20 protein-coding genes are annotated in these 21,357 nt (G+C 63.5%); 10 read left to right on the forward strand and 10 right to left on the reverse strand.

The genetic code is table 11. The features are described 5' to 3' along the window. Window positions 1-6: 6 nt before the first annotated feature. The 3 genes from M9H71_RS09660 to M9H71_RS09670 all read right to left on the reverse strand — a co-directional run bounded on the left by M9H71_RS09660 (window position 7) and on the right by M9H71_RS09670 (window position 3,634). The gene (locus tag M9H71_RS09660) at window positions 7-2,217 is read right to left on the reverse strand and encodes an RNA degradosome polyphosphate kinase (protein WP_455404820.1); all 2,211 of its coding nucleotides are present in this window, start codon (window positions 2,215-2,217) and stop codon (window positions 7-9) included. Window positions 2,218-2,367: 150 nt separating this feature from the next. After that, complete coding sequence (locus tag M9H71_RS09665) at window positions 2,368-3,045, reverse strand: chromosomal replication initiator DnaA (RefSeq protein ID WP_455404892.1); 678 nt, start codon at window positions 3,043-3,045, stop codon at window positions 2,368-2,370. Between the two features lie 43 nt (window positions 3,046-3,088). Further along, window positions 3,089-3,634, reverse strand: coding sequence for a CDP-alcohol phosphatidyltransferase family protein (locus tag M9H71_RS09670; RefSeq protein ID WP_164602229.1), 546 nt, complete (start codon window positions 3,632-3,634; stop codon window positions 3,089-3,091). A 266-nt stretch (window positions 3,635-3,900) separates the two neighbouring features. On the opposite strand from M9H71_RS09670, the gene purM reads away from it, so the two are divergent. Together purM and purN are read left to right on the forward strand one after the other, a co-directional pair. After that, window positions 3,901-4,974 carry a phosphoribosylformylglycinamidine cyclo-ligase gene (gene purM, locus M9H71_RS09675; RefSeq protein ID WP_455404821.1) on the forward strand — a complete coding sequence of 358 codons (1,074 nt, stop codon included), beginning with the start codon at window positions 3,901-3,903 and terminating at the stop codon, window positions 4,972-4,974. An 8-nt stretch (window positions 4,975-4,982) separates the two neighbouring features. Beyond that, window positions 4,983-5,636, forward strand: coding sequence for a phosphoribosylglycinamide formyltransferase (purN, locus tag M9H71_RS09680; protein ID WP_455404822.1), 654 nt, complete (start codon window positions 4,983-4,985; stop codon window positions 5,634-5,636). Between the two features lie 64 nt (window positions 5,637-5,700). On the opposite strand, the gene M9H71_RS09685 is transcribed toward purN, so the two are convergent. Both M9H71_RS09685 and M9H71_RS09690 read right to left on the reverse strand, forming a co-directional pair. Continuing rightward, window positions 5,701-5,904 carry a cold-shock protein gene (locus M9H71_RS09685; protein ID WP_013502093.1) on the reverse strand — a complete coding sequence of 68 codons (204 nt, stop codon included), beginning with the start codon at window positions 5,902-5,904 and terminating at the stop codon, window positions 5,701-5,703. A 51-nt stretch (window positions 5,905-5,955) separates the two neighbouring features. Continuing rightward, window positions 5,956-6,156 carry a hypothetical protein gene (locus M9H71_RS09690; RefSeq protein ID WP_455404823.1) on the reverse strand — a complete coding sequence of 67 codons (201 nt, stop codon included), beginning with the start codon at window positions 6,154-6,156 and terminating at the stop codon, window positions 5,956-5,958. A gap of 248 nt (window positions 6,157-6,404) precedes the next feature. On the opposite strand from M9H71_RS09690, the gene M9H71_RS09695 reads away from it, so the two are divergent. After that, entirely contained in the window at window positions 6,405-7,175 is a 771-nt protein-coding gene (locus M9H71_RS09695; protein ID WP_455404824.1) for a Crp/Fnr family transcriptional regulator, read from the forward strand. Between the two features lie 77 nt (window positions 7,176-7,252). On the opposite strand, the gene M9H71_RS09700 is transcribed toward M9H71_RS09695, so the two are convergent. Together M9H71_RS09700 and ndk are read right to left on the reverse strand one after the other, a co-directional pair. Further along, complete coding sequence (locus tag M9H71_RS09700) at window positions 7,253-8,077, reverse strand: TerC family protein (RefSeq protein WP_455404825.1); 825 nt, start codon at window positions 8,075-8,077, stop codon at window positions 7,253-7,255. Between the two features lie 74 nt (window positions 8,078-8,151). Beyond that, the gene (gene ndk / locus M9H71_RS09705; protein ID WP_455404826.1) at window positions 8,152-8,574 is read right to left on the reverse strand and encodes a nucleoside-diphosphate kinase; all 423 of its coding nucleotides are present in this window, start codon (window positions 8,572-8,574) and stop codon (window positions 8,152-8,154) included. A gap of 145 nt (window positions 8,575-8,719) precedes the next feature. On the opposite strand from ndk, the gene M9H71_RS09710 reads away from it, so the two are divergent. Next, window positions 8,720-10,597, forward strand: coding sequence for an ABC-F family ATP-binding cassette domain-containing protein (locus M9H71_RS09710; RefSeq protein ID WP_455404827.1), 1,878 nt, complete (start codon window positions 8,720-8,722; stop codon window positions 10,595-10,597). Between the two features lie 6 nt (window positions 10,598-10,603). On the opposite strand, the gene M9H71_RS09715 is transcribed toward M9H71_RS09710, so the two are convergent. The 3 genes from M9H71_RS09715 to M9H71_RS09725 all read right to left on the reverse strand — a co-directional run bounded on the left by M9H71_RS09715 (window position 10,604) and on the right by M9H71_RS09725 (window position 13,214). Then, complete coding sequence (locus M9H71_RS09715; protein WP_455404828.1) at window positions 10,604-11,137, reverse strand: hypothetical protein; 534 nt, start codon at window positions 11,135-11,137, stop codon at window positions 10,604-10,606. Window positions 11,138-11,248: 111 nt separating this feature from the next. Next, entirely contained in the window at window positions 11,249-11,701 is a 453-nt protein-coding gene (locus M9H71_RS09720) for a DNA polymerase III subunit chi (RefSeq protein WP_455404829.1), read from the reverse strand. Between the two features lie 10 nt (window positions 11,702-11,711). Further along, entirely contained in the window at window positions 11,712-13,214 is a 1,503-nt protein-coding gene (locus M9H71_RS09725) for a leucyl aminopeptidase (protein ID WP_455404830.1), read from the reverse strand. A gap of 412 nt (window positions 13,215-13,626) precedes the next feature. Here M9H71_RS09725 and lptF point away from each other — a divergent pair, with 412 nt between their 5' ends. From lptF to rsmA, 6 genes are all read left to right on the forward strand, one after another. After that, the gene (lptF, locus tag M9H71_RS09730) at window positions 13,627-14,793 is read left to right on the forward strand and encodes an LPS export ABC transporter permease LptF (protein WP_455404831.1); all 1,167 of its coding nucleotides are present in this window, start codon (window positions 13,627-13,629) and stop codon (window positions 14,791-14,793) included. A 13-nt stretch (window positions 14,794-14,806) separates the two neighbouring features. Beyond that, a complete protein-coding gene (lptG, locus tag M9H71_RS09735) occupies window positions 14,807-15,892 on the forward strand; it encodes an LPS export ABC transporter permease LptG (protein WP_455404832.1) in 1,086 nt (361 codons plus the stop codon). 8 nt (window positions 15,893-15,900) lie between these two features. Next, entirely contained in the window at window positions 15,901-18,411 is a 2,511-nt protein-coding gene (locus M9H71_RS09740; protein ID WP_455404833.1) for an LPS-assembly protein LptD, read from the forward strand. A gap of 76 nt (window positions 18,412-18,487) precedes the next feature. Beyond that, on the forward strand, window positions 18,488-19,408 hold the full coding sequence (locus tag M9H71_RS09745) for a SurA N-terminal domain-containing protein (protein WP_455404834.1): 921 nt from the start codon (window positions 18,488-18,490) through the stop codon (window positions 19,406-19,408). Window positions 19,409-19,466: 58 nt separating this feature from the next. Then, window positions 19,467-20,483, forward strand: a complete 1,017-nt coding sequence (gene pdxA, locus M9H71_RS09750) for a 4-hydroxythreonine-4-phosphate dehydrogenase PdxA (RefSeq protein ID WP_455404835.1) — start codon at window positions 19,467-19,469, stop codon at window positions 20,481-20,483. Further along, window positions 20,480-21,343, forward strand: coding sequence for a 16S rRNA (adenine(1518)-N(6)/adenine(1519)-N(6))-dimethyltransferase RsmA (rsmA, locus tag M9H71_RS09755; RefSeq protein WP_455404836.1), 864 nt, complete (start codon window positions 20,480-20,482; stop codon window positions 21,341-21,343). The genes pdxA and rsmA overlap by 4 nt, the downstream gene beginning before the upstream one ends. The last annotated feature ends 14 nt before the right edge of the window (window positions 21,344-21,357 follow it).

Consider the following 21,357-nt stretch of genomic DNA (forward strand, 5'->3'; position numbering starts at 1 on the left):
CGCCCCTTAGGAAGACTGCTGCGACTGCTGGCGCTCGGCCCGCCGGGTGAGCCGACGGGGCGAGGATTCCTGGAGCGACTTCCCACGGCCGGACAGACTCGGATTGGTCATGAAGTAGTTGTGGACGTTGAAGGGCTCCTCGCCCTTGGCGGCCTTCATACGCGTCGACGATCCGTCCGGCAACAACCGCCAGCTCTGCTCGGTATCTTTCAGATTGGCGACCATGATCTGTTCCAGCACCTGCTGATGCACGGTCGGGTTGAGCATCGGGCACAGCACCTCGACGCGGCGATCGAGATTGCGCGGCATCAAGTCGGCGGACGAGATGTACACCGCCGCCTTGGCGCTGGGCAGACCGTAGCCGTTGCCGAAGCAGTAGATGCGGCCGTGTTCGAGGAACCGGCCGATGATCGACTTCACCCGGATGTTGTCGGACAGCCCCGGCACGCCCGGCCGCAGACAGCAGATGCCGCGAACGACCAACTCGACCGAGACCCCTGCCCGCGACGCCTCGTACAGCGCGTCGATGATCTCCGGATCGACCAGCGCATTCATCTTCAGCCAGATCGCGGCCGGCTTGCCGTGGCGAGCGTAAGTGGTCTCGCCGCGAATATGCTCCAGCATCGTCTTGCGCAGCGTGATCGGCGACACCGCCATCTTCTCGATATCGCTCGGCTCGGCGTAGCCGGTGATGTAGTTGAACACCCGCGCGGCATCGCGGCCGAGGATCGGATCCGACGTGAAGTACGACAGGTCCGTATAAATACGCGCCGTCACCGGATGGTAGTTGCCGGTGCCGGTGTGGATGTATGTCGTCAGAGTGCCGCCCTCGCGCCGCACCACCAACGACAGCTTGGCGTGGGTCTTGAGCTGCAGGAAGCCGTACACCACCTGCACACCGGCGCGCTCGAGGTCGCGCGCCCAGCGGATGTTGGCTTCTTCGTCGAACCGCGCCTTCAGTTCGACCAGAGCGGTGACCGACTTGCCGGCCTCGGCCGCTTCGGCCAGAGCCCGCACGATCGGCGAGTTGTTGGACGTGCGGTACAGCGTCTGCTTGATCGCGACGACGTCGGGATCGCGCGCCGCCTGCTGCAGGAACTGGACGACGACGTCGAACGATTCATACGGATGGTGGACGATCAGGTCCTTCTGCCGGATCGCCGCGAAGATGTCGCCGCCATGGTCGCGGACCCGCTCCGGGTGCCGCGGCACATAGGGCACGAATTCGAGATCGGGACGGTCGACCCGGGTGAGCTGCGACAGCTCGTTCATCGCCAGCACGCCGTCGACCAGAAACGCCTCGTCGTCGGCAGCGCCCAGCGCCCGCTGAACGAACATGCGCAGCTCTTCCGGCATGGCCGCGTCGACTTCCAGCCGGATCACCGATCCGCGGCGCCGCCGCTTCAGCGCGGTCTCGAACAGCCGGACCAGATCCTCGGCCTCTTCTTCGATTTCCAGTTCGCTGTCGCGAATGATCCGGAACGAGCCCTGCCCCTTGACGTGGTAGCCGGGGAACAGCCGTCCGATAAACAGCGAGGTCGCCTGCTCCAGCGTCATCACCCGCACGGTCTGATCCTTGCCGTTCGCGGGCAGCCGGATGAAGCGGTCGATCCGCGCCGGCATCCGGATCAGGGCGTTCATCGGCTTGCCGTCGGAGACCCGCGCCAATTGCAGGCCGATGGTGAAGCCGAGGCTCGGGATGAACGGGAACGGATGCGCCGGGTCGATCGCCAGCGGCGTCAGCAGGGGAAAGATGTTGTGGAGGAAGTGGTCCTCGATCCAGGTCCGTTCGGCCTTGGTCGCATCCCTGCCATCCAGCAAAATGATACCGGAGTCAGCCAACACCCCGCGAAGGTCACGCCAGATCGACTGCTGGTCGCTGGCGAGCCTCGAAACGGCTTCATTGATCAGCCCGAGCTGTTCGGACGGCGTCAGCCCGTCGGGACTGCGCTCGGTGATGCCCTCCCGGATCTGCGCCTTGATGCCGGCGACGCGGACCATGAAAAACTCGTCGAGATTGTTCGCCGAGATCGACAGGAACCGCACCCGTTCCAGCACCGGATGGTGTGGATTGACCGATTCTTCGAGCACGCGCCGATTGAAATGCAGCCAGGACAACTCGCGATTGATGAATCGCTCGGGGCCCGCGGCGATCACCGATGCCGGCTCGGTCTCGCCTTTTTTCTCTTCGATCGCAATCACTTGCTCGGAGTCCATGAAAAACTGATCCAGAGTAGGATGGAGCGCACCGCGGCTGCGGCGCCGCGAGACAATGCTGACGCTGCATGACGTTTCCATGACATTGAGGAACGAGGTGCAGAATCCGTCAAGCGGCGCGCCTTCCCGCCATGCATCGGCTGCGGCGGATCAGTCGTCGCGCAGCACTTCGGAGGCGAGCGCCCTCGTCACGGGGCGGCCAAGGCGTAGCGCCATGGTGTCGAGCTTTTCAACAACCTGACGGGCGGCCACGAACGACCGGTCGATCCTGTTGGCAAGGTAGCCGACCAGGGCGGCGTCGATGCACATCTGGCGGTCGGCGCAGAATTTGACGATCAGCGCCCGAAACAGCGCATCGTCCGGCGGCAGCAGCGACACCACCGGCACGGTCCGCAGCCGCGACCTCAGGTCGCGCAATTCCACCGGAAAGGCGGACGGCGCGGTCCGGCCGGTGAACAGCACATAGGCCTCGTCTTCCCGCGCCATATTCATCAGGTGAAACAGCGCACGCTCGTCGAAGCTGCCGGGGACGAGATCCTCTACGACCAACGCTCCGGTTGCCAGCGCGCCGGGCACCGCCGCCGCATTGAGCGCCTGCGCCGCCGTCGATCGGGCCCCGGCCAGCTCGGCCCAGATCGCCGCCAGATGGCTTTTGCCGCATCCCTCGGGGCCCACCAGCATCATGATACGGTTGGGCCAGTCCGGCCAGCTCTCGATCAGCGAGAGTGCCGCGGTATTGGCCGAACCTTCCAGGAAATCCTCGCGCGACAGGCTTTCGGCGTGCGGCAGGTCAAGGGCTAGTTGTCGAGGTTCAACGCGAACTGCCACGGGGCGCTCCATGCCGGCCCGCACTTGCGGCCGGCCGACGCGGTCAACGGCTGGGCTCGATCGTGCTCATGTGCCGCATCCACTCGACGAGATAGAAGGAGACGGAAAGCAAGGTCAAGACGGTCACCGCGCCCATCAGAAACAGGTCGTAAGGCATCGGCTCGAAGCCGAAGGCCAGCGCCCCGAGCACCATCGCCGCAAACGCGACCTGCGCGACCGTGTTCAGCTTCGACACCATCAGCGGCTTCATCGGGATCGGCTTGCCGAACACCCAGGAGATCATCACCGCGCCGACGATCATGATGTCGCGCGACACCACCAGGATCACAAGCCAGCGTGGGATCGCGCCCCAGATCCCGAGCGAGACGTAGATCGAGACCAGCAGAGCCTTGTCCGCGAGCGGGTCGAGCAACGCGCCGAGTTCACTCGCCATGTTGAACCGCTTCGCCAGGAACCCGTCGACCGCGTCGCTGACCCCGGCCACCACGAACACCGCGAAGGCGATCGCCATCTCGTTGGACGCAATCGCCCAGACCACGACCGGCACCAACAGGATGCGGCAGAGCGTAATGATGTTGGGTATGCTCACACGACGTTCCCGGCTTCCGAGCCAAATCCGCCGAAAAAGCTCGACTTTCGACGGTTGAGCGGGCTGGTTTTCTACATAGACCATGCTGGGTCCCCTTGCGAGCCATTGCACGCTGGCGGAATCCGACGTAACCACCCCAAAACATCGGCTGGGCGCGGACAAGCGGGACTTAGGTCTAGCTTCGTTGCGCCGGCTGAATCGACGGCGGGCCTCGCCCTGGCGACGTATGCCCGGGTGCCGCACAGCTTGAATTGGGAAAACCGGGCATGACCGAGCGGAAGCACGGCCTCACCTACGCCGACTCCGGCGTCGACATCGATGCGGGCAACCGGCTGGTCGATCTGATCAAGCCGATGGTCCGCGCCACGGCACGGGCCGGCGCGGATTCCGAGATCGGCGGCTTCGGCGGCCTGTTCGATCTGAAGGCGGCCGGCTTCAAGGATCCTGTTCTGGTCGCGGCCACCGACGGCGTCGGCACCAAGATCAAGGTCGCGATCGACGCCGGCTTGCATGCCGGCATCGGCATCGACCTGGTGGCGATGTCGGTCAACGACCTCGTGGTGCAGGGTGCCGAACCTCTGTTCTTTCTCGATTACTTCGCCTGCGGCAAGCTCGATCCGGAAGCAGCCGCGGAGATCGTCGCCGGCGTGGCGGAAGCCTGCAGAGAGTCCGGCTGCGCTTTGATCGGCGGTGAGACCGCCGAAATGCCGGGCCTTTACAAGGACGGCGATTACGACCTCGCCGGCTTCGCGGTTGGTGCTGCCGAACGCGGCACGTTGCTGCCCTCCAAGGACATCGCCGAGGGCGATGCGGTGATCGGACTGGCGTCCTCCGGCGTGCACTCGAACGGCTGCTCGCTCGTGCGCAAGATCGTCGAGAAATCCGGCCTGCCCTACGATGCACCGGCGCCATTCTCGCCCGTGATGACGCTCGGCGGCGCACTGCTGGCGCCGACCAAGCTGTATGTGAAGTCCTGCCTCCAGGCGATCCGCGACACCGGCGCGATCAAGGGCCTCGCCCATATCACCGGCGGCGGCTTCACCGAGAATATCCCGCGGGTCCTGCCGAAGCATCTCGGCGTCGGCATCGATCTGCCGCGGATTCCGGTCCTGCCGGTGTTCAAATGGCTCGCCGAGCAAGGCGAGATCGCCGAGCTCGAACTGCTGCGAACGTTCAACTGCGGCATCGGTATGATCGCGATCGTGAAGGCGGACGCAGTCGATCAGGTCACCGAAGTCCTCACCGCGAGCGGCGAAAGCGTACACCTGCTCGGTCAGGTGATTGCCGCAAAGGGCGACCAGCGCGTGGTCTATGACGGCCACCTCGACCTCGCCTCGTGAGTGAGCCGATGAAGCCTCGGGTTGCCATCCTGATTTCCGGGCGCGGCTCCAACATGGCCGCGCTGATCGAAGCCGCGGCCGAGGACGGGTTTCCGGCCGAGATCGCCGTGGTGATCTCCAACGTGGCAACCGCCGGCGGCCTTGCGATCGCGGAGCGCAGCGGCATTGCGACCGCGGTGATCGAAAGCAAACCCTTCGGCAAGGATCGGGCGGGTTTCGAAGCCAAGCTGCAAGCTGAACTCGACGCGCGTGGCATTGAGCTGATCTGCCTCGGCGGCTTCATGCGGCTGTTCACGGCCGAGTTCACCCAGCGCTGGTACGCCCGGATGTTGAACATCCATCCGTCGCTGCTGCCGTCGTTTCCCGGCCTCGATCCGCACGGCCAAGCCTTGCGCGCCGGCGTCAAGATTTCGGGCGCAACGGTGCACTTCGTGACGCCTGATACCGATGCCGGTCCGATCATCGTTCAAGGCGCGGTGCCCGTACAGGACGACGACACCTCCGAGACACTGGCTGCGCGCGTCCTCGGCATCGAGCACCGGATCTATCCCGCTGCGCTACGACTGTTGGCGGCAGGTCTGCTGCGGCTCGACGGCGATCTCTGCAAGTCGTCTTCGCCCATTGCGCCAGACCAGGCACTGATCGTGCCGACGGCGAAGTAATCGACCATTCGAAGCTCCCCCGGCTTTCCACCGGGGGCAGTCGAAAACAATTTGGCCGGCGAACTCAGGAGATCTTCAGGTTCTCCGCCGACGTCCGACCGCGGTTTTCGACCAGATCATACTCGATCGCCTGGTTCTCGTTGAGCGTGCTCAGCCCAGCGCGCTCGACCGCTGAAATGTGGACGAAGACGTCCTTATCGCCCGTGGTCGGACGGATGAAACCATACCCCTTGGTGGGGTTGAACCATTTGACGGTGCCCTTTTGCATCGCCTGCCTCCCGATCTAGATACAAAAAAGACGTGGCACGTTCTCAACGTGTCACGCCACAAGCGGCGAACCCAATGCCTTGTTGTCGATTTCCCAGTCGCAAAACATGAAGCCGAAGGGCCAGATCCGATTGCGCATTAATTGCAACACGATTTTTCTGGTATAGCAAGCCTCCCGCTCCTGCCCGACCACCGCGTGGTAGTTGAGGCTGCTGATCAGTTCGAATGCAGCAACCGCTCGTGCTTGCAGCACGTCTTGCTATTTCCGCCCTGACAGCAAGCTGCGCCGCCGTATTCGGCATTGCGGTGCTCTCAGTTTGCGCAAATGCGAGCGTCCAATATTGCTGCAGCGCCGAAGGTCGCCACAGTTGCGGCAAGGATGCGACAATTTAGGACACTTTGGACCGTGGTCACCTCGGTCGCACTTCGGTAAGCTACCGTCTGAATCGGCATCGCCGGTTCCAAGGCAGAACCAACAATCACCAAGGAGCCGTTTCGATTTTGGCGAACGATCTGCAAGCAAGCTCATCTCCGGTGCGAAACCGGGTTCTGGCCCAACTCGCGCCCGACGATCTCGAAGCGCTCAAGCCGCTGCTGCGGCCTGTCGAGTTCCGCGGCCGTGCCGTGCTGCAGGAAGCCAATCGGCGCGTCGAGTGCGTGCACTTCATCGAAGATGGCCTTGTGTCGCATCTTTCCGGAACTCGTACCGACTTCGTCGAAACGGCCATGGTCGGCTATTTCGGCTATGTCGGCGTTCCGCTCGTACTGGGCGCGGAGGTGTCGTCTCAGCGATCGGTGGTGTGCATGCCGGGCACCGCGCTCCGGATCGAAGCCGATGATCTGGCACGGGTGATCGCGGATCGCCCGCAGATTCGCGAAGAGATGCTTCGCTACGTGCCGGCGTTGATCGCTCAGAACACCCAAAGCGTGCTGTGCGCAGCCAAGCATGAAATCAATCAGCGGCTGGCACGCTGGCTGTTGTTGGCGAACGACCGCATCCAGAGCGACGTGTTGTACATCACGCACGAGCTGCTCGCGGCCAGCATGGGCGTTCGCCGCGCCAGCATCACCAACGCGCTGTTGCAGCTCGAGGCCGACGGCGTGGTGGAAAAACGCCGCGGCGCGGTGCGTATCGTCGATCGTCCGGCGCTCGAAAATCGCACCTGCGACTGCTACCACGTCGTGCGCGATGCGTATGATCGCTCCATCGTCACTGACGGCGACGGACATCATCACGATGCAGGTCACGGCATGATCGCCGGGACGGCCTGACGAACAGCATCATCCCTTCGGGACAGCGAGCCCGCGACCGTCGCGGCCCGCTGCTCCCGGCGCCTACTCGCGGAAGCTCACGTCGCAGGCCGCCCTTCGGAGACCTGCCTCCGCCAAATCGCTCCCGCGACCAGCACCAAGATCGCACCAACGATCGCGAACAGATACTCGCCGATGTTGTCGTTACTGGACAGATCGAGGGACATCCCCATCGAGCCGAACAGCGTATCGAGCTGACTGCCGATCGGCGCGTCGAGCTGATGGACCAGCGGCAACGCCGCTGGATCCGTGGCGATCACCTGCCCCGCGATCCAGCCGAGCAACGCAGCGCCGGCCCAGACCAGGAGCGGTAGCTTTTCCAACACCATCAGGATCAGCGCCGCGCCCGCCACGATCAGCGGAACGCTGATCGCAAGGCCGAGGATCAGCAGCGGAACGCGCCCGTCCGCGGCAGCCGCGACCGCGATGACGTTGTCGAGGCTCATGATGATGTCGGCGACCACGACGATCTGGACCGCGCGCAAAAGATGTGACGCGGCCTCGACGCTGTCGTCGTCTTCGGTTTCAGGAACGAGCAGTTTGGCGGCGATCACCAGCAGCGCCAGTCCGCCGACCAGCTTGAGGTACGGCCACTCCATCAGCGTGGCGACGATGCCGGTGAAGACAATCCGTAGCAAGACAGCGGCGCCGGCGCCGAGCACCATGCCCCACAATCGGTGATGCGGCTTGAGCCCGCGGCATGCGAGCGCGATCACCAGCGCGTTGTCGCCCGACAACAGCACGTTGATCCAGATGATCTTGCCGACGGAGATCCAGAATTCGGGCTGCTGAACGCCGCTCTTGAATTGCGCGACGACCGACCAGAAAGTCGCGGGGTCGAAGACGTGTAGCACCCAGTCCACGATCTTTCCCCGATGTCGCCGGGGTCCCGCGGTCGCCGATGATCAGCGGCCGGGGACCTCCGACGCGGTCATGCTTAGCCGACGATTTCGTTGCCGGAGAAGAACTGGGCAATTTCGACCTTGGCGGTTTCCGCCGCGTCCGAACCGTGCACCGAGTTCTCGCCGATCGACTTGGCGTGCAGCTTGCGGATGGTGCCGTCAGCCGCCTTCGACGGATCGGTGGCGCCCATCACGTCGCGGTACTTGGCGATCGCGCCCTCGCCTTCGAGCACCTGAACCACCACCGGGCCGGAGATCATGAAGTCGACGAGTTCGCCGAAGAACGGGCGTTCCTTGTGAACCGCATAGAAGGTCTCGGCCTGGTCGCGGGTCATGCGGATGCGCTTCTGAGCCACGATCCGCAGACCGGCCTTTTCGATCAGCGCGTTGATCGCGCCGGTGATGTTGCGCTCGGTCGCATCGGGCTTGAGAATCGAGAAAGTCCGTTCGATCGCCATGGAATGTCCTTGAAAGCTAAGGGCGGGAGGAAGTTGCCGGGCTTATATCCACGCCGCCGCGCTCCGGCAAGCTGCGGGCGCGATTCATCGGGCACCGCCTGCTCGATCCGGTTGCGTTTGCGGCCCGACCCGGCCAAAACGCGCCATGCTCACGCTTACCGACATTTCGATCCGGCTCGCCGGACGACTGTTGATCGACCAGAGTTCGGTCCAGATCGCCCCCGGCGCCCGCGTCGGGTTCATCGGCCGCAATGGGGCCGGTAAATCCACCCTGTTTCGCGCCATCCGCGGCGAGCTCGCAACTGAGACCGGACGGATCACGCTGCCGCCGCGCTGGCGGATCGGCAGCCTCGCCCAGGAAGCGCCGAACGGCCCCGAAGCACTGCTGGATGTCGTCCTGGCCGCCGATGTCGAACGGGCGGCGCTGCTGCACGAGGCCGAGACCGCTCAGGACCCACACCGCATCGCCGACATTCAAACCCGGCTGGTCGACATCGACGCTCATTCCGCCCCGGCGCGCGCGAGTGCCATTCTCAGCGGCCTTGGCTTCTCTGCGGCGGACCAGGCCCGCTCCTGTTCGGAATTTTCCGGCGGCTGGCGGATGCGGGTGGCGCTGGCGGCGACGCTGTTCGCCGCACCAGACCTTCTCCTGCTCGACGAGCCAACCAACTACCTCGACCTCGAAGGCACGATGTGGCTCGAGGACCATCTCGCCAACTATCCGCGCACGGTCATCGTGATCAGCCACGATCGCGATCTGCTCGACACCTCGGTCAACGAGATCCTGCATCTGGATCGCGGCCGGCTGGTTCACTTCCGCGGCAGCTACTCGGCCTATGCGGACTTCCGGGCCAACAAGCTCGCGCTGGACGCAAAGAACGCCAAGCGTGACGAAGCGCGGCGCAAGCATCTTCAGGACTTCGTCGATCGCTTCAAGGCCAAGGCGACCAAGGCAAGGCAGGCGCAATCGCGCGTCAAGATGCTGGAGAAGATGAAGCCGACAGCGCCGCTGGTGGCGGACGACACGCCGGCTATCAACTTCCCGCCGCCCGACAAGACCCTGTCGCCGCCGATCATTGCGGTCGACAACGTCGCGGTCGGCTACGACCCGAAACACCCGGTGCTGCGGCACGTCACGCTGCGGATCGATCCGGACGACCGCATCGCGCTGCTCGGAGCCAACGGCAACGGCAAGTCGACTCTGGTGAAGCTGCTGGCGAACCGGCTGGCGCCGTTCTCGGGATCGATGACGCGCGCGGACAAGTTGTCGATTGCATATTTCGCACAGCACCAGCTCGACGAACTGAACGAAGACGGATCGACTTACGATCACGTTCGCAAGCTGATGCCGGATGCGCCCGAGAGCAAGATCCGGGCGCGCGCCGGTGCCATGGGCTTCTCAGGCAAGGCGGCCGATACCTTGGTCAAGAGCCTGTCCGGCGGTGAAAAAGCACGGCTGCTGCTCGGGCTGGCGACCTTCTTCGGCCCGAACATGATCATCCTCGACGAGCCGACCAACCACCTCGACATCGACAGCCGCGCGGCACTGGCGGAAGCGATCAACGACTTCCCCGGCGCCGTGATCATGGTGTCGCACGACCGCTATCTGATCGAGGCCTGCGCCGATCGGCTGTGGGTCGTAGCTGATCACAAGGTCAAATCATTCGAGGGCGACCTCGACGAGTATCGGCGTGCCGTGCTGTCGTCCCGCGGCGCGCGGAGTGCTCCTTCGGAAGCCAAGGAGCGCAAGCCCGATGAAGGCGCCGCGAAGGGGTCGGCACCGCGGTCGAAGAAGACGGTGTCGCTGAAGCAGCAGATCGCCGATGCGGAAGCCGAAATCGACCGCATCAATGCGATCATCGAGAAGATCGATGCCGCGTTGGCGATTCCCGACTTGTTCACCCGCGATCCGAAGCAAGCTGCCCAGCTCGGCACCGCGCGTGCCAATGCGCAGGCCGCGCTGCAGGCCGCAGAAGAGAAATGGCTGGAAGCGAGCGCGGCGCAGGACGCCGCGCAGAGTTGAGCGCGACTACCCAGAATGCCCGCGCCGCTTGGCGCGGGTCGGCCTGCGCTCCGGGGCGGCCTCTTGGACACGCTCGATCGAGGTCAGACGACCTGCGGTGAAGGTGTAGATACCGGGACGTGGTCCGCGGTTATAGGTCAGAACCGCCGAACGATCGCCACGCTCATTGTTCGAGAGGCTGACGTGATCCGGCGCCCCGATCCCGCGCGCGACGTCGCACTCGGTGTGGCCGAGGGCGACGGTTCCGCCTTGCGAAAGAGGCGCGACCTGACCATCAGGCGGTGCATTGGGGTCACCCGGAGGGGGCGCCATACCCGAGCAGCGGCCGTCGGCGCTGATGAGGTCATCTGGGGTGATCGGCTTATCCGGCGTGAGCGGCGGAGTCTCGATCGAGATGTTCTTGATGAACACTCGGCCCGGCCGTGAAAACCACTCGGCGTCGCGCGAGAGGAATTCAGGCGTGCCGGAGCAGCCCGCGAGAAAGGGCGTCGCAACCGCGAGCGCAACGAACAATGGCCGGACGGAAAACTTCTGATACACGGTCGAACGCGCCCCAACAGACATCTTAAGCACTTGTCCAATCATCGATTTACGGCGCCACCGTGACCGCCTCCCGTATCCTCTGGAAAGTGGTGGCGCCATCCACACCTCTTAGTCTCGCCGCTGCCACCGGCCGGAGTCGTCGGCCTGCCAATAAGTGACCTCGAAAGCGCGCGCCTTGCACTGTTTCCAGGCGCCGCGGGCCAACGCCACCGCTTCGTCGTCCTCGCCGTTGAACAGCAGGACAATTCTCTCGTAGCTCTCCGAATCCGCCGGAAGCGCAGCGTTGTCGACCAGGAACCGAACATTGGCTTCGTTCGGTCTCCCCTCGCCCGCAATCAGCAGGATCGGCTGTTGCGCCGCATCCGCCACACGCCAAGTGGCGTGCGGCAGAAACGAATCCTCACGATAGGTCCACAAGTGAGAATCGAGCGCATCGGCCCTTTCCTCCGAGGTCGACTGCACCACCACCCGCCAGCCGCGCGCGAGCGATTTCTCAAGCAGCGGCGGCAGCACCTGTTCGATGGTCCTGCCTTGCAGGTGGTAGAACAGCACTTCGGTCATCGCGGTGCGATTACTTCTTGGATTCGTAATACTCCGCCACGAGCTGGTTGAGCAGCCGCACGCCGTAGCCCGAGCCCCAGCTCTGATTGATGTCGTTCTTCGGCGCTCCCATCGCAGTGCCGGCGATATCGAGATGCGCCCACGGCGTCCCATCGACGAATCGCTGCAGGAATTGCGCCGCAGTGATCGAGCCGCCATTGCGCGACCCGGTGTTCTTCATGTCGGCGAACTGGGAGTCGATCTGCTTGTCGTATTCCGGTCCGAGCGGCATGCGCCACACCTTCTCGCCGGTCGACTGGCCGACCGCGGTGAGGTGCTCCGCAAGCTGATCATTGTTGGAGAACAGGCCTGCGTAGTCGGTGCCGAGCGCAACCATGATGGCGCCGGTCAGCGTCGCCAGATCCACCATGAATTTCGGCTTGTGCTTCTGCGCCACGTACCAAAGCACGTCGGCCAGCACCAAACGGCCTTCGGCGTCGGTGTTGATGATCTCGATGGTCTGCCCCGACATCGAGGTGACGATGTCGCCGGGGCGCTGGGCGTTGCCGTCCGGCATGTTCTCGACGAGGCCGATCGCACCGACGACATTGACCTTGGCCTTGCGGGCGGCCAGCGCGTGCATCAGGCCGACGACGCAGGCGGCGCCGCCCATGTCACCCTTCATGTCTTCCATGCTGGCCGACGGCTTGATCGAAATGCCGCCGGTGTCGAAGCAGACGCCCTTGCCGACGAAGGCGAGCGGCTGTTCGCTCTTCTTGCCGCCGTTCCAGCGCATGATCACAGTGCGACCGGGATGGGCCGATCCTTGCGAGACGCCGAGCAGCGCGCCCATCTTGAGCTGGGTCATCGCCTTGACGTCCAGGATCTGCACCTCGACGCCGAGCTTTTTGAGCTGCGCGGCGCGCTTGGCGAACTCTTCCGGATACAGCACGTTCGGCGGCTCGTTGACGAGTTCGCGAGCCAGGATGACGCCATCGACGACGTGGCTGCCGGGCGTGAAGGCCTTCTTCGCCGCAGCCGGATCCGCCACCGCGATCGACACGCTGGCGTTCACCGCACCGGCATCGTCGTCCTTCTTCTTGGTCTTGTAGCGATCGAACTTGTACGCCCGCAGCCGGATGCCGGACGCGATCGCGGCGACCTGCTCCGGCTGCATCGCAGCGCCGGGAAGGTCCGCGATCACCGTCACGGCCGTATCGGCAGCGCCGATCTTGCCGGCGACCGCGCCGCCGAGCTTCAGCAGGTCATAGTCCTTGATCGATGCGACCTTGCCGGCGCCGATCACAATCAATCGCCCGACCTTCAACCCCTCCGGCGCGAGCAGGTCCAATGCCGAACCGGACTTGCCCTTGAACTGGCTGGTTGCGACGGCGCGCTTGACGGTGGCGACCGCCACGCCCAAGGCCTTGGTCGCCGCCGTACCGAACTTCAGAGCGTCGTCGCAGAACACGATCAGAGTGCCGCGCGCGGGCGCAGAAAACGGGACGAAACCGACCTTGACGGCGTCGGACATTGGCATTCCTCCTCAAGCAGGCTGTCGGCGACACATGATCCCGGCAGGCGCGGGTCCAAAGTGGTTGTTTTGGAGCGTTGAGGCGTCAAGTCAAGACAACATCTGAAGCCTTGCTCTTGTCACGGGAAAGTGGAATGCGCTGAAGCCCTCGAGACAGATAGAAGAGCGCCATGAGAGAGCCCACGAACGGTAGCCGCGGCTCCTCAGCCACCCCAGCCGCACCTGTGTCCTTCCGGCGACGGTCGCGCACGATTAACCATATCCCCAATGCGCCGCGGCCCGGCCATTTTGTTGACAGATCAGACAGATGGTAATGGCAACCTGGGACAAGGCCGGGCTTTCCGCCCTGGGGAGGATTCATCATGAATCCGGGCGGCCGTTAGATCCGGATCCGAGGGGATCGTACTAAGCGATGGGCTCCATCGACAGCTATATCTTCCGCACGACGCTGACGTCGTTTGCGGTGGTGATGGGTAGCCTGACCGGCGTGATCTGGATCACCCAGGCGCTGCGCGGCATCGATTTGATGACCAGCCAGGGCCAGACCATCGTCACGTTCCTGGGCCTGACCGGCCTCGCCGTCCCGGTGCTGGTGCTCGTGATCGCGCCGATCGCCTTAATGATCGCAGTCGCCCACACGCTGAACCGGCTGGCCACCGATTCGGAAATCATCGTGATGAACGCCGCCGGACTGTCGCCTATCCGGCTGTTCCGGCCGTTCTTCTACGCGACTCTGGTGGTGGCCGCTCTGGTGATCGTGATCGGCGCCTATATCGCTCCGGATGGTCTGCGCCGGATTGCGCGCTGGGACAGCGAGATCACCGCCGACGTGCTCGCCAATGTGCTGCAACCCGGTCGCTTCGCGCAGCTCGAACCCGGCCTGACGATCCGGGTGCGCGAGAGACAGCCTGGAGGAATCCTGGTCGGCGTCTTCATCGACGACGCCCGAGACCCGAACGAGCGTGTCAGCATCATCGCCGATCACGGCACCGTATTGAAAAACGAGAAAGGCTCGTTCCTGGTCCTGGAGGACGGCCATCTCGAGCGATTCCAGACCGGCAAGCAGGAGCCGGCGCTGGTGGCCTTCAGCCGTTATGCATTCGACATGTCGAAATTCTCCCGCGCCCGGGACGTCTCCTACGGCATCCGCGAGCGTTATCTATGGGAGCTGCTTTGGCCGCCCGCCAACGATCCGCTGCTGGCCCGGCTGCCGACCGAGTTCCGATCGGAGATGCACGACCGGCTGCTCGCCCCGATCTATCCCTTCTTCTTCGCAACCGTAGCGTTCGCGTTCCTCGGTCTGGCTCGGACGACGCGGCAGAGTCGGACCTTCTCGATGGTCGGTGCGGTGCTGGTCGCCTTCCTGGTGCGGCTGGCGGGGTTTGCGTTGTCGGTGATTGCCAACAAGACGCCCTACGTCGCGGGGCTGCAATATCTGTTGTTGGCGGTCGCGATCGCGGCTTGCCTGTGGCTGATCAAGCGGAACGTCGTGATCGAACCGCCGGCGCGACTGACCGAGGCGCTGAATAGTTTCAACGCCTCGCTGGTCCGGTTGATCCGGCGCCCGGCGGCGGCCTGATGCGGAGCGCATGATGGTCGTCAACACGCTCGGACGCTATTTCGCCCGCCGTTTCGTGATCGCTTCGCTCGGCGTCTTCTTCGGGCTGTTCGTGCTGCTGGTGTTCGTCGACTATATCGACCTGCTGCGCCGCGCCGGCGGGCTTGCGGTGTCGGCGTTCTACGTCGCGCAGGCCTCGTTCTGCCGGGTGCCACAACTGCTGGAGCGGCTGCTGCCGTTCTGCATCCTGATCGGCGGCATGACCTGCTATCTGGCGCTGTCGCGCAGCCTCGAACTGGTCGTGGCACGGGCCGCAGGCCTGTCGGCCTGGGAGTTCATCTCCCCCGCTTTATGGAGCGCCATTGCGATCGGGATTTTCGCCACCGCGGTGTTCAATCCGCTGTCTGCGCACATGCAGGAGCGCGCCAAACAGATGGAAGCCGAAATGTTCGGCGAGAACACCGGTGGGTTGCAGGACGCCAACGGTTTCTGGATGAATCAGGTCAATGCGGACGGACAGGCGATCATCAATGCCGCGCGGAGCCAGCAGCAAGGCGCAGTCCTGACCGGCATCACGGTGTTTCGCTTCGAGCCCGATTTCCAGTTCAAGGACCGAATCGAAGCGCGCGAGGCCGTGCTGGAGCCCGGCCATTGGCTGCTGAAGAATGTACGCCGCTATACGCTGGATAGCGTGCCGGTGGATCAGGACACCCTCCAGCTTCCCACGACTCTGACCTTGGCCCAGGTCCGGAACAGCTTTGCCACCCCAGAAAGTGTGTCTTTTTGGCAACTTCCGTCATACATCAAATCCTCGGAGAACTCCGGATTCGCAACGGCGGGCTACCGCCTGCAGTATCACAAGCTGCTGGCAAAGCCGTTTTTGTTGGCCGCAATGGTCATGCTAGCTGCTTCTGTCAGCTTGCGATTCTTCCGTTTCGGCGGCGTGCAAAAGATGGTTTTGAGTGGCGTGGCGGCAGGCTTTCTGCTCTATATCCTGTCGAAAGTGACTGAGGACTTGAGCAAGGCTGAACTTATGCATCCGCTTGCTGCGGCGTGGTTGCCTGTGTGTGTGGGCGGTCTCGCTGGATTTTTGGCCCTGCTCTATCAGGAGGACGGATAGTGGCTGCGATGGCCGCCCTCCGTGGAAAGCTGTTGACCAAGCGTCGGCGCACCAAACTGCGCCGCGAGCGTGTGGTTACGGCCGTATTGCTGACGCCGTTCGCCGTGCTTGCGCTCGCAGGCGGGATGCAGGCGGTCGCGATCGATTCTGCGTCAGCCCAGGGCTACAGCTATAATCCGCGCCCTCCTCGGCCGAAGCCGCCGCCTGCGGCCAATAACGGCCAGATGCTGGTTCAGGCCACCGAGGTCAATTACGACTACAACAACAAGCGCGTCGCCGCGGTCGGCAACGTGCAGATGTATTACAACGGCACGACCGTCGAGGCCGATCGACTCGTCTACGATCAGGACACCAAGCGGTTACGCGCCGAGGGCAACGTCCGCATGACCGATGCGGACGGCAAGATCACTTACGCCAACTTCCTTGATCTGTCGGACGATTATCGCGACGGATTCGTCGACTCGCTGCGCGTCGACACTGCGCAGGACACCCGAATCGCCGCTTCGCGCGCGGACCGCACCGGCGGCAACTACAACGTGTTTCAGAACGGCGTGTACACCGCCTGCGCGCCCTGCAAGGACGATCCGAAGAAGCCACCACTGTGGCAGGTCAAAGGCGCCCGGATCATCCACGACCAGACCGACAAGATGCTGTATTTCGAGGATGCCCGAGTCGAATTCTTCGGCGTCCCGCTGGCGTATCTTCCGTATCTGTCGACACCCGATCCGACGGTGACGCGCAAGACCGGCTTCCTGATGCCGTTCTATACCAGCAACTCCACGTTCGGCTCCGGCTTCGAAATTCCGTTCTACTGGGCGCTGGCGCCCGACTACGATTTGACGCTCACGCCGCGCATCACCACCAAGCAAGGCGTGTTGATGCAGGGCGAGTTCCGGCAACGATTGCTGGACGGCGCCTATCAAATCCGTGCCTACGGAATCAACCAGTCCGATCCGGCCGCTTTCGGCAGTGCCCCCGGCAACCGCGACCTTCGCGGCGCCGTCGACACCCAGGGTCAATTCGCCCTCAACGACAAGTGGGTGTGGGGCTGGGAAGGCGTGCTGATGTCCGATCGCGCGTTCTTCCTCGACTATCGGCTGGCGCAGTATCGCGATAGCTGGGGCACGTTCCTCAATCAATCGACCGAGGCGACGTCGCAGATCTATCTGACCGGCGTCGGCAACCGGTCGTATTTCGACATTCGAGCGATCTATTATCTCGGCTGGGCGTCGGCGGATATCCAAGGCCAGATCCCGGTCGTGCACCCGGTGCTCGACTATTCGAAGACGCTCGATCAGAACATCTTCGGCGGCGAATTCAGCTTCAAGACAAACCTGACCAGCCTGAGCCGGCAGACCGCGCAATTCGACGCCTTGACGACGGCAGCGAGCAATGCCGGTCTTTGCTCGATTAGTTCTGTCGCAGCAACGATGTCCGCAGATCCTGCTGCCCGCCTCCCCTGCCTTCTGCGCGGCGTTCCCGGCACTTACACCCGCCTGACGGCGCAAGCCGATTGGCGGCGCTCGTTCACCGACCCCTACGGCCAGATCTGGACGCCGTTCGCATCGCTACGCGCCGACGCGATCGACGCATCGATCTCCAACCAGCCAGGCGTGTCGAACTATCTGACACCTGGCGATACCCAGACGATACGTCTGATGCCGACCGTCGGCCTGGAATATCGCTATCCGTTCATCAACGTGCAGCCGTGGGGCACCACCACGATCGAGCCGATCGCGCAGGTCATCATCCGCCCCAACGAATCCTACGCCGGCAAGCTGCCGAACGAAGACGCGCAGACCATGGTGTTCGACACCAGCAATCTGTTCAGCGTCGACAAGTTCTCCGGTTACGACCGCGTCGAAGGTGGCGGCCGCGCCAATGTCGGCATTCAGGCGACGACTCAGTTCGATCAGGGCGGTTCGATCAACGTGTTGTTCGGCCAGTCCTATCAGTTGTTCGGCCTGAATTCGTTCGCTGTCACCGACGTCACCAACACCGGTCTCGACTCTGGTCTGGCCAAGCCGAAGTCCGACTATGTCGGCCGGGTGTCGTACTCGCCGAACTCGACCTACAAATTCACCACCCGCGCCCGTTTCAACGAAGCGACATTCAACGTCGAGCGGTTCGAGGCCGAGGCCAGCGCCAGCTTCAATCGCTGGTCAGTCAGCATGATCTACGGCAACTATGCTGCGCAGCCGGATCTTGGATTTCTAACGCGACGTCAGGGCATTCTCGGAACCGGCACTTTCAAAGTCGCCTCGAATTGGGTGGTCTCCGGCGGAGCCCGCTGGGACCTTGAGGCCAACAAGATCAATCAATATATCGTCGGCGCGGGTTACGTGGACGACTGCTTCGTCCTGGCTGTGAACTACGTGACCGGTTATTCGTACGCCAACTACGGAACGACGCCGACGCTCACCCACTCCGTGATGCTGCAGCTCGGGCTGAGGACGATTGGCATGACATCGATGCAGCAGAGCGTGTCTGGGGCATCGAGCGGCGTGTTCAGCCAATAGCGCGCTGCGCGGGCCTGAACCGTTTCCGGCTCGCGGCGACCCAACATCCCTTTTGGCTGTGAGGCAAACGCGACCTATGACGAGAAAGCTCTCTCTTCGCATCCTCGGCTTGGCGCTGTGCTGCGCGGTGGCAATTCCGGGTCTTGGAACGATTGCGGCCCGGGCCCAGTCGGTGATCGTCATGGTGAATGGAGAGCCGATCACCAATTTCGACATCGAGCAGCGCTCGAAGCTGAACCGACTGTCTCACAAGAACGATACCCGGCAACAGGTGCTGGACGATCTGATCGACGAGAAGGTCAAGATCAAGGAAGGCAAGAAGTACGGCGTCAATCCAACCGATTCCGACATCGACTCGTCTTTCGCAACGATGGCCTCGCGGATGCGGATGACGCCCGCGCAAATGACCAAAATGCTGGCATCTCAAGGCATTCGGCCCGACACCTTGAAGTCGCGCATCAAGGCCGAGATGGTCTGGGGCAGTTTGGTGCGCGGACGCTTCAAGGACAGCCTGCAGGTCAGCGAGCGCGAGATTCAGTCGCAGCTCAAGGGCAATGACGCCTCCAAGGCGGTCGAAAGCTACGAATACCAGCTCCGCCCGATCGTGATGATCGTGTCGCGCGGCTCCGGCTCGATCGATGCTCGCCGCAAGGAAGCGGAGCAGCTTCGCAGTCGAGTGTCGACGTGCGCGGAGGCCGATCGCTTGTTCAAAGCGCTGCCGAATGCGGCGATCCGCGGAACCGTCATCAAGACCTCCGCAGACCTTCCTCAGGCACTGCGCGACATCCTCGACAAGACCCCGGTCGGCCACCTCACCGCTCCTGAAGTGACCAAGCAAGGAATCGAGATGGTGGCGCTGTGCGGACGCAAGGAATCAACCGCCGACACCCCTCGGAAACGCGAGATTCGGGACAAGATGTTCGGCGAGAAGTTCACGGCGAAGTCGAAGGAATATCTGCAGGAAGTCCGCAAGTCTGCGATGATCGAATATCGCTGATCGCCGAGGCGTCTCTCCTTCGCAGCCTGCAGCGTCAGCGGCGCGGACCGCGGACCAAATGTGGACCGAAATGGCAAAACCACTGGTGCTGACGCTCGGTGAGCCTGCGGGAATCGGCCCCGATATCACGCTGACGACTTGGCTCCAGAGGACGCAACACGGCATCCCCCCGTTTTACGTCATGGGGGACGCTGGCAGTCTCGCCCGCCGCGCTACAGTACTCGGCCTCAGTATCCCCATTGCCGAGGTTCGAGCAGAAGATGCCGCATCTGCCTTCGCAGACGTCCTGCCGGTGGTCTCGACCGGACTGAAGGCGACGGCCGCTCCCGGCAAGCCGGACGCCTCCAGCGCGGCAGCGGCGATCGGTTCGATCGAACAGGCCGTTGCCGATGTGAGCGAAGGCCGCGCGGCAGCACTCGTCACGAACCCGATCGCCAAGAGCGTGCTGTACCAGGCCGGTTTCCACCATCCCGGTCACACCGAATTTCTGGCCGAGCTTGCCAAGCGCGACGGCATCGTTCCGCAGCCGGTGATGATGTTGTGGTGCCCTTCCCTCGCCGTCGTGCCGGTGACGATCCACGTTTCGCTCCGCGATGCGATCAGCCAGCTCACAACCAAGCTGATCGTTTCGACGGCACGGATCGTGGTCGAGGACATGCGCAACCGATTGGGCCTCGCGCGGCCTCGGCTGGCGCTAGCCGGCCTGAACCCGCATGCGGGCGAAGACGGCGCGTTGGGACAGGAGGATCGAACGGTGGTTGCGCCGGCCGTCGAGATTCTGCGCGCCGAAGGGATCGATGCGCGCGGACCGTTACCAGCCGATACGATGTTTCACGCTGCCGCCAGGAACACTTACGACTGCGCGATCTGCATGTATCACGATCAGGCGCTGATCCCGATCAAGACAATCGCCTTCGACGAAGGCGTCAACGTCACGCTCGGCCTCCCCTTTGTCCGCACCTCGCCGGACCACGGTACAGCGTTCGACATTGCGGGTAGCGGACGAGCCAATCCGTCCAGCCTGATCGCCGCCCTGAAGCTCGCCGCTCGAATGGCATCGGCCAAATCCACATGAGCGCGATCGACGATCTGCCACCGCTGCGCGAGGTGATCCGGCGACACGATCTCGCGGCACGAAGGTCGCTCGGCCAGAACTTCCTGCTCGATCTCAATCTCACCGCACGGATCGCGCGCGCGGCCGGCCCACTCGACGGTGTCACCGTGGTCGAGATCGGTCCCGGTCCAGGCGGCCTGACCCGCGCCCTGCTGGCGACCGGCGCCAAGCGCGTGATCGCAATCGAGCGCGACGAACGCGCTCTCGGCGCACTCGAGGAAATCGCTGCGCATTATCCGGGCCGGCTGGAGATCGTCAGTGGCGACGCCATGGAATTCGATCCCCGCCCGCTGCTGAACGGCGAACGCGCACGGATCGTCGCCAACCTGCCCTACAATATCGCCACGCCGCTGCTGATCGGCTGGCTGTGCACCGAGCCGTGGCCGCCATGGTACGAGATGATGGTGCTGATGTTTCAGCGCGAGGTCGCGCAGCGCATCGTTGCTCATCAGGACGACGAAGCCTATGGCCGGCTCGCAGTGCTGGCGAACTGGCGTGCCGAAACGCAGATGCTGTTCGATATTTCGCCGTCCGCCTTCGTGCCGCCGCCCAAAGTGACTTCGTCGGTCGTGCGCCTGGTGCCCCGCGCGCACCCGGAGCCTTGCGATCGCGCAGCGCTCGAACAAGTTTCAGCCGCAGCTTTCGGCCAACGCCGCAAGATGCTGCGGCAGAGTCTGAAATCGCTCGGCGTCGATCCGGCGCAGCTCACCGCTGCCGCCGGGATAGATCCGGCGCGGCGTGCCGAAACCGTGCCGGTGTCCGGTTTTGTTGCCATGGCGAATGAATTGGCCAATAGTCGCGCGATAAGAACACAAGCCTGAAAGGGAGAGACCCG

Source organism: Rhodopseudomonas parapalustris (genome assembly GCF_053772255.1).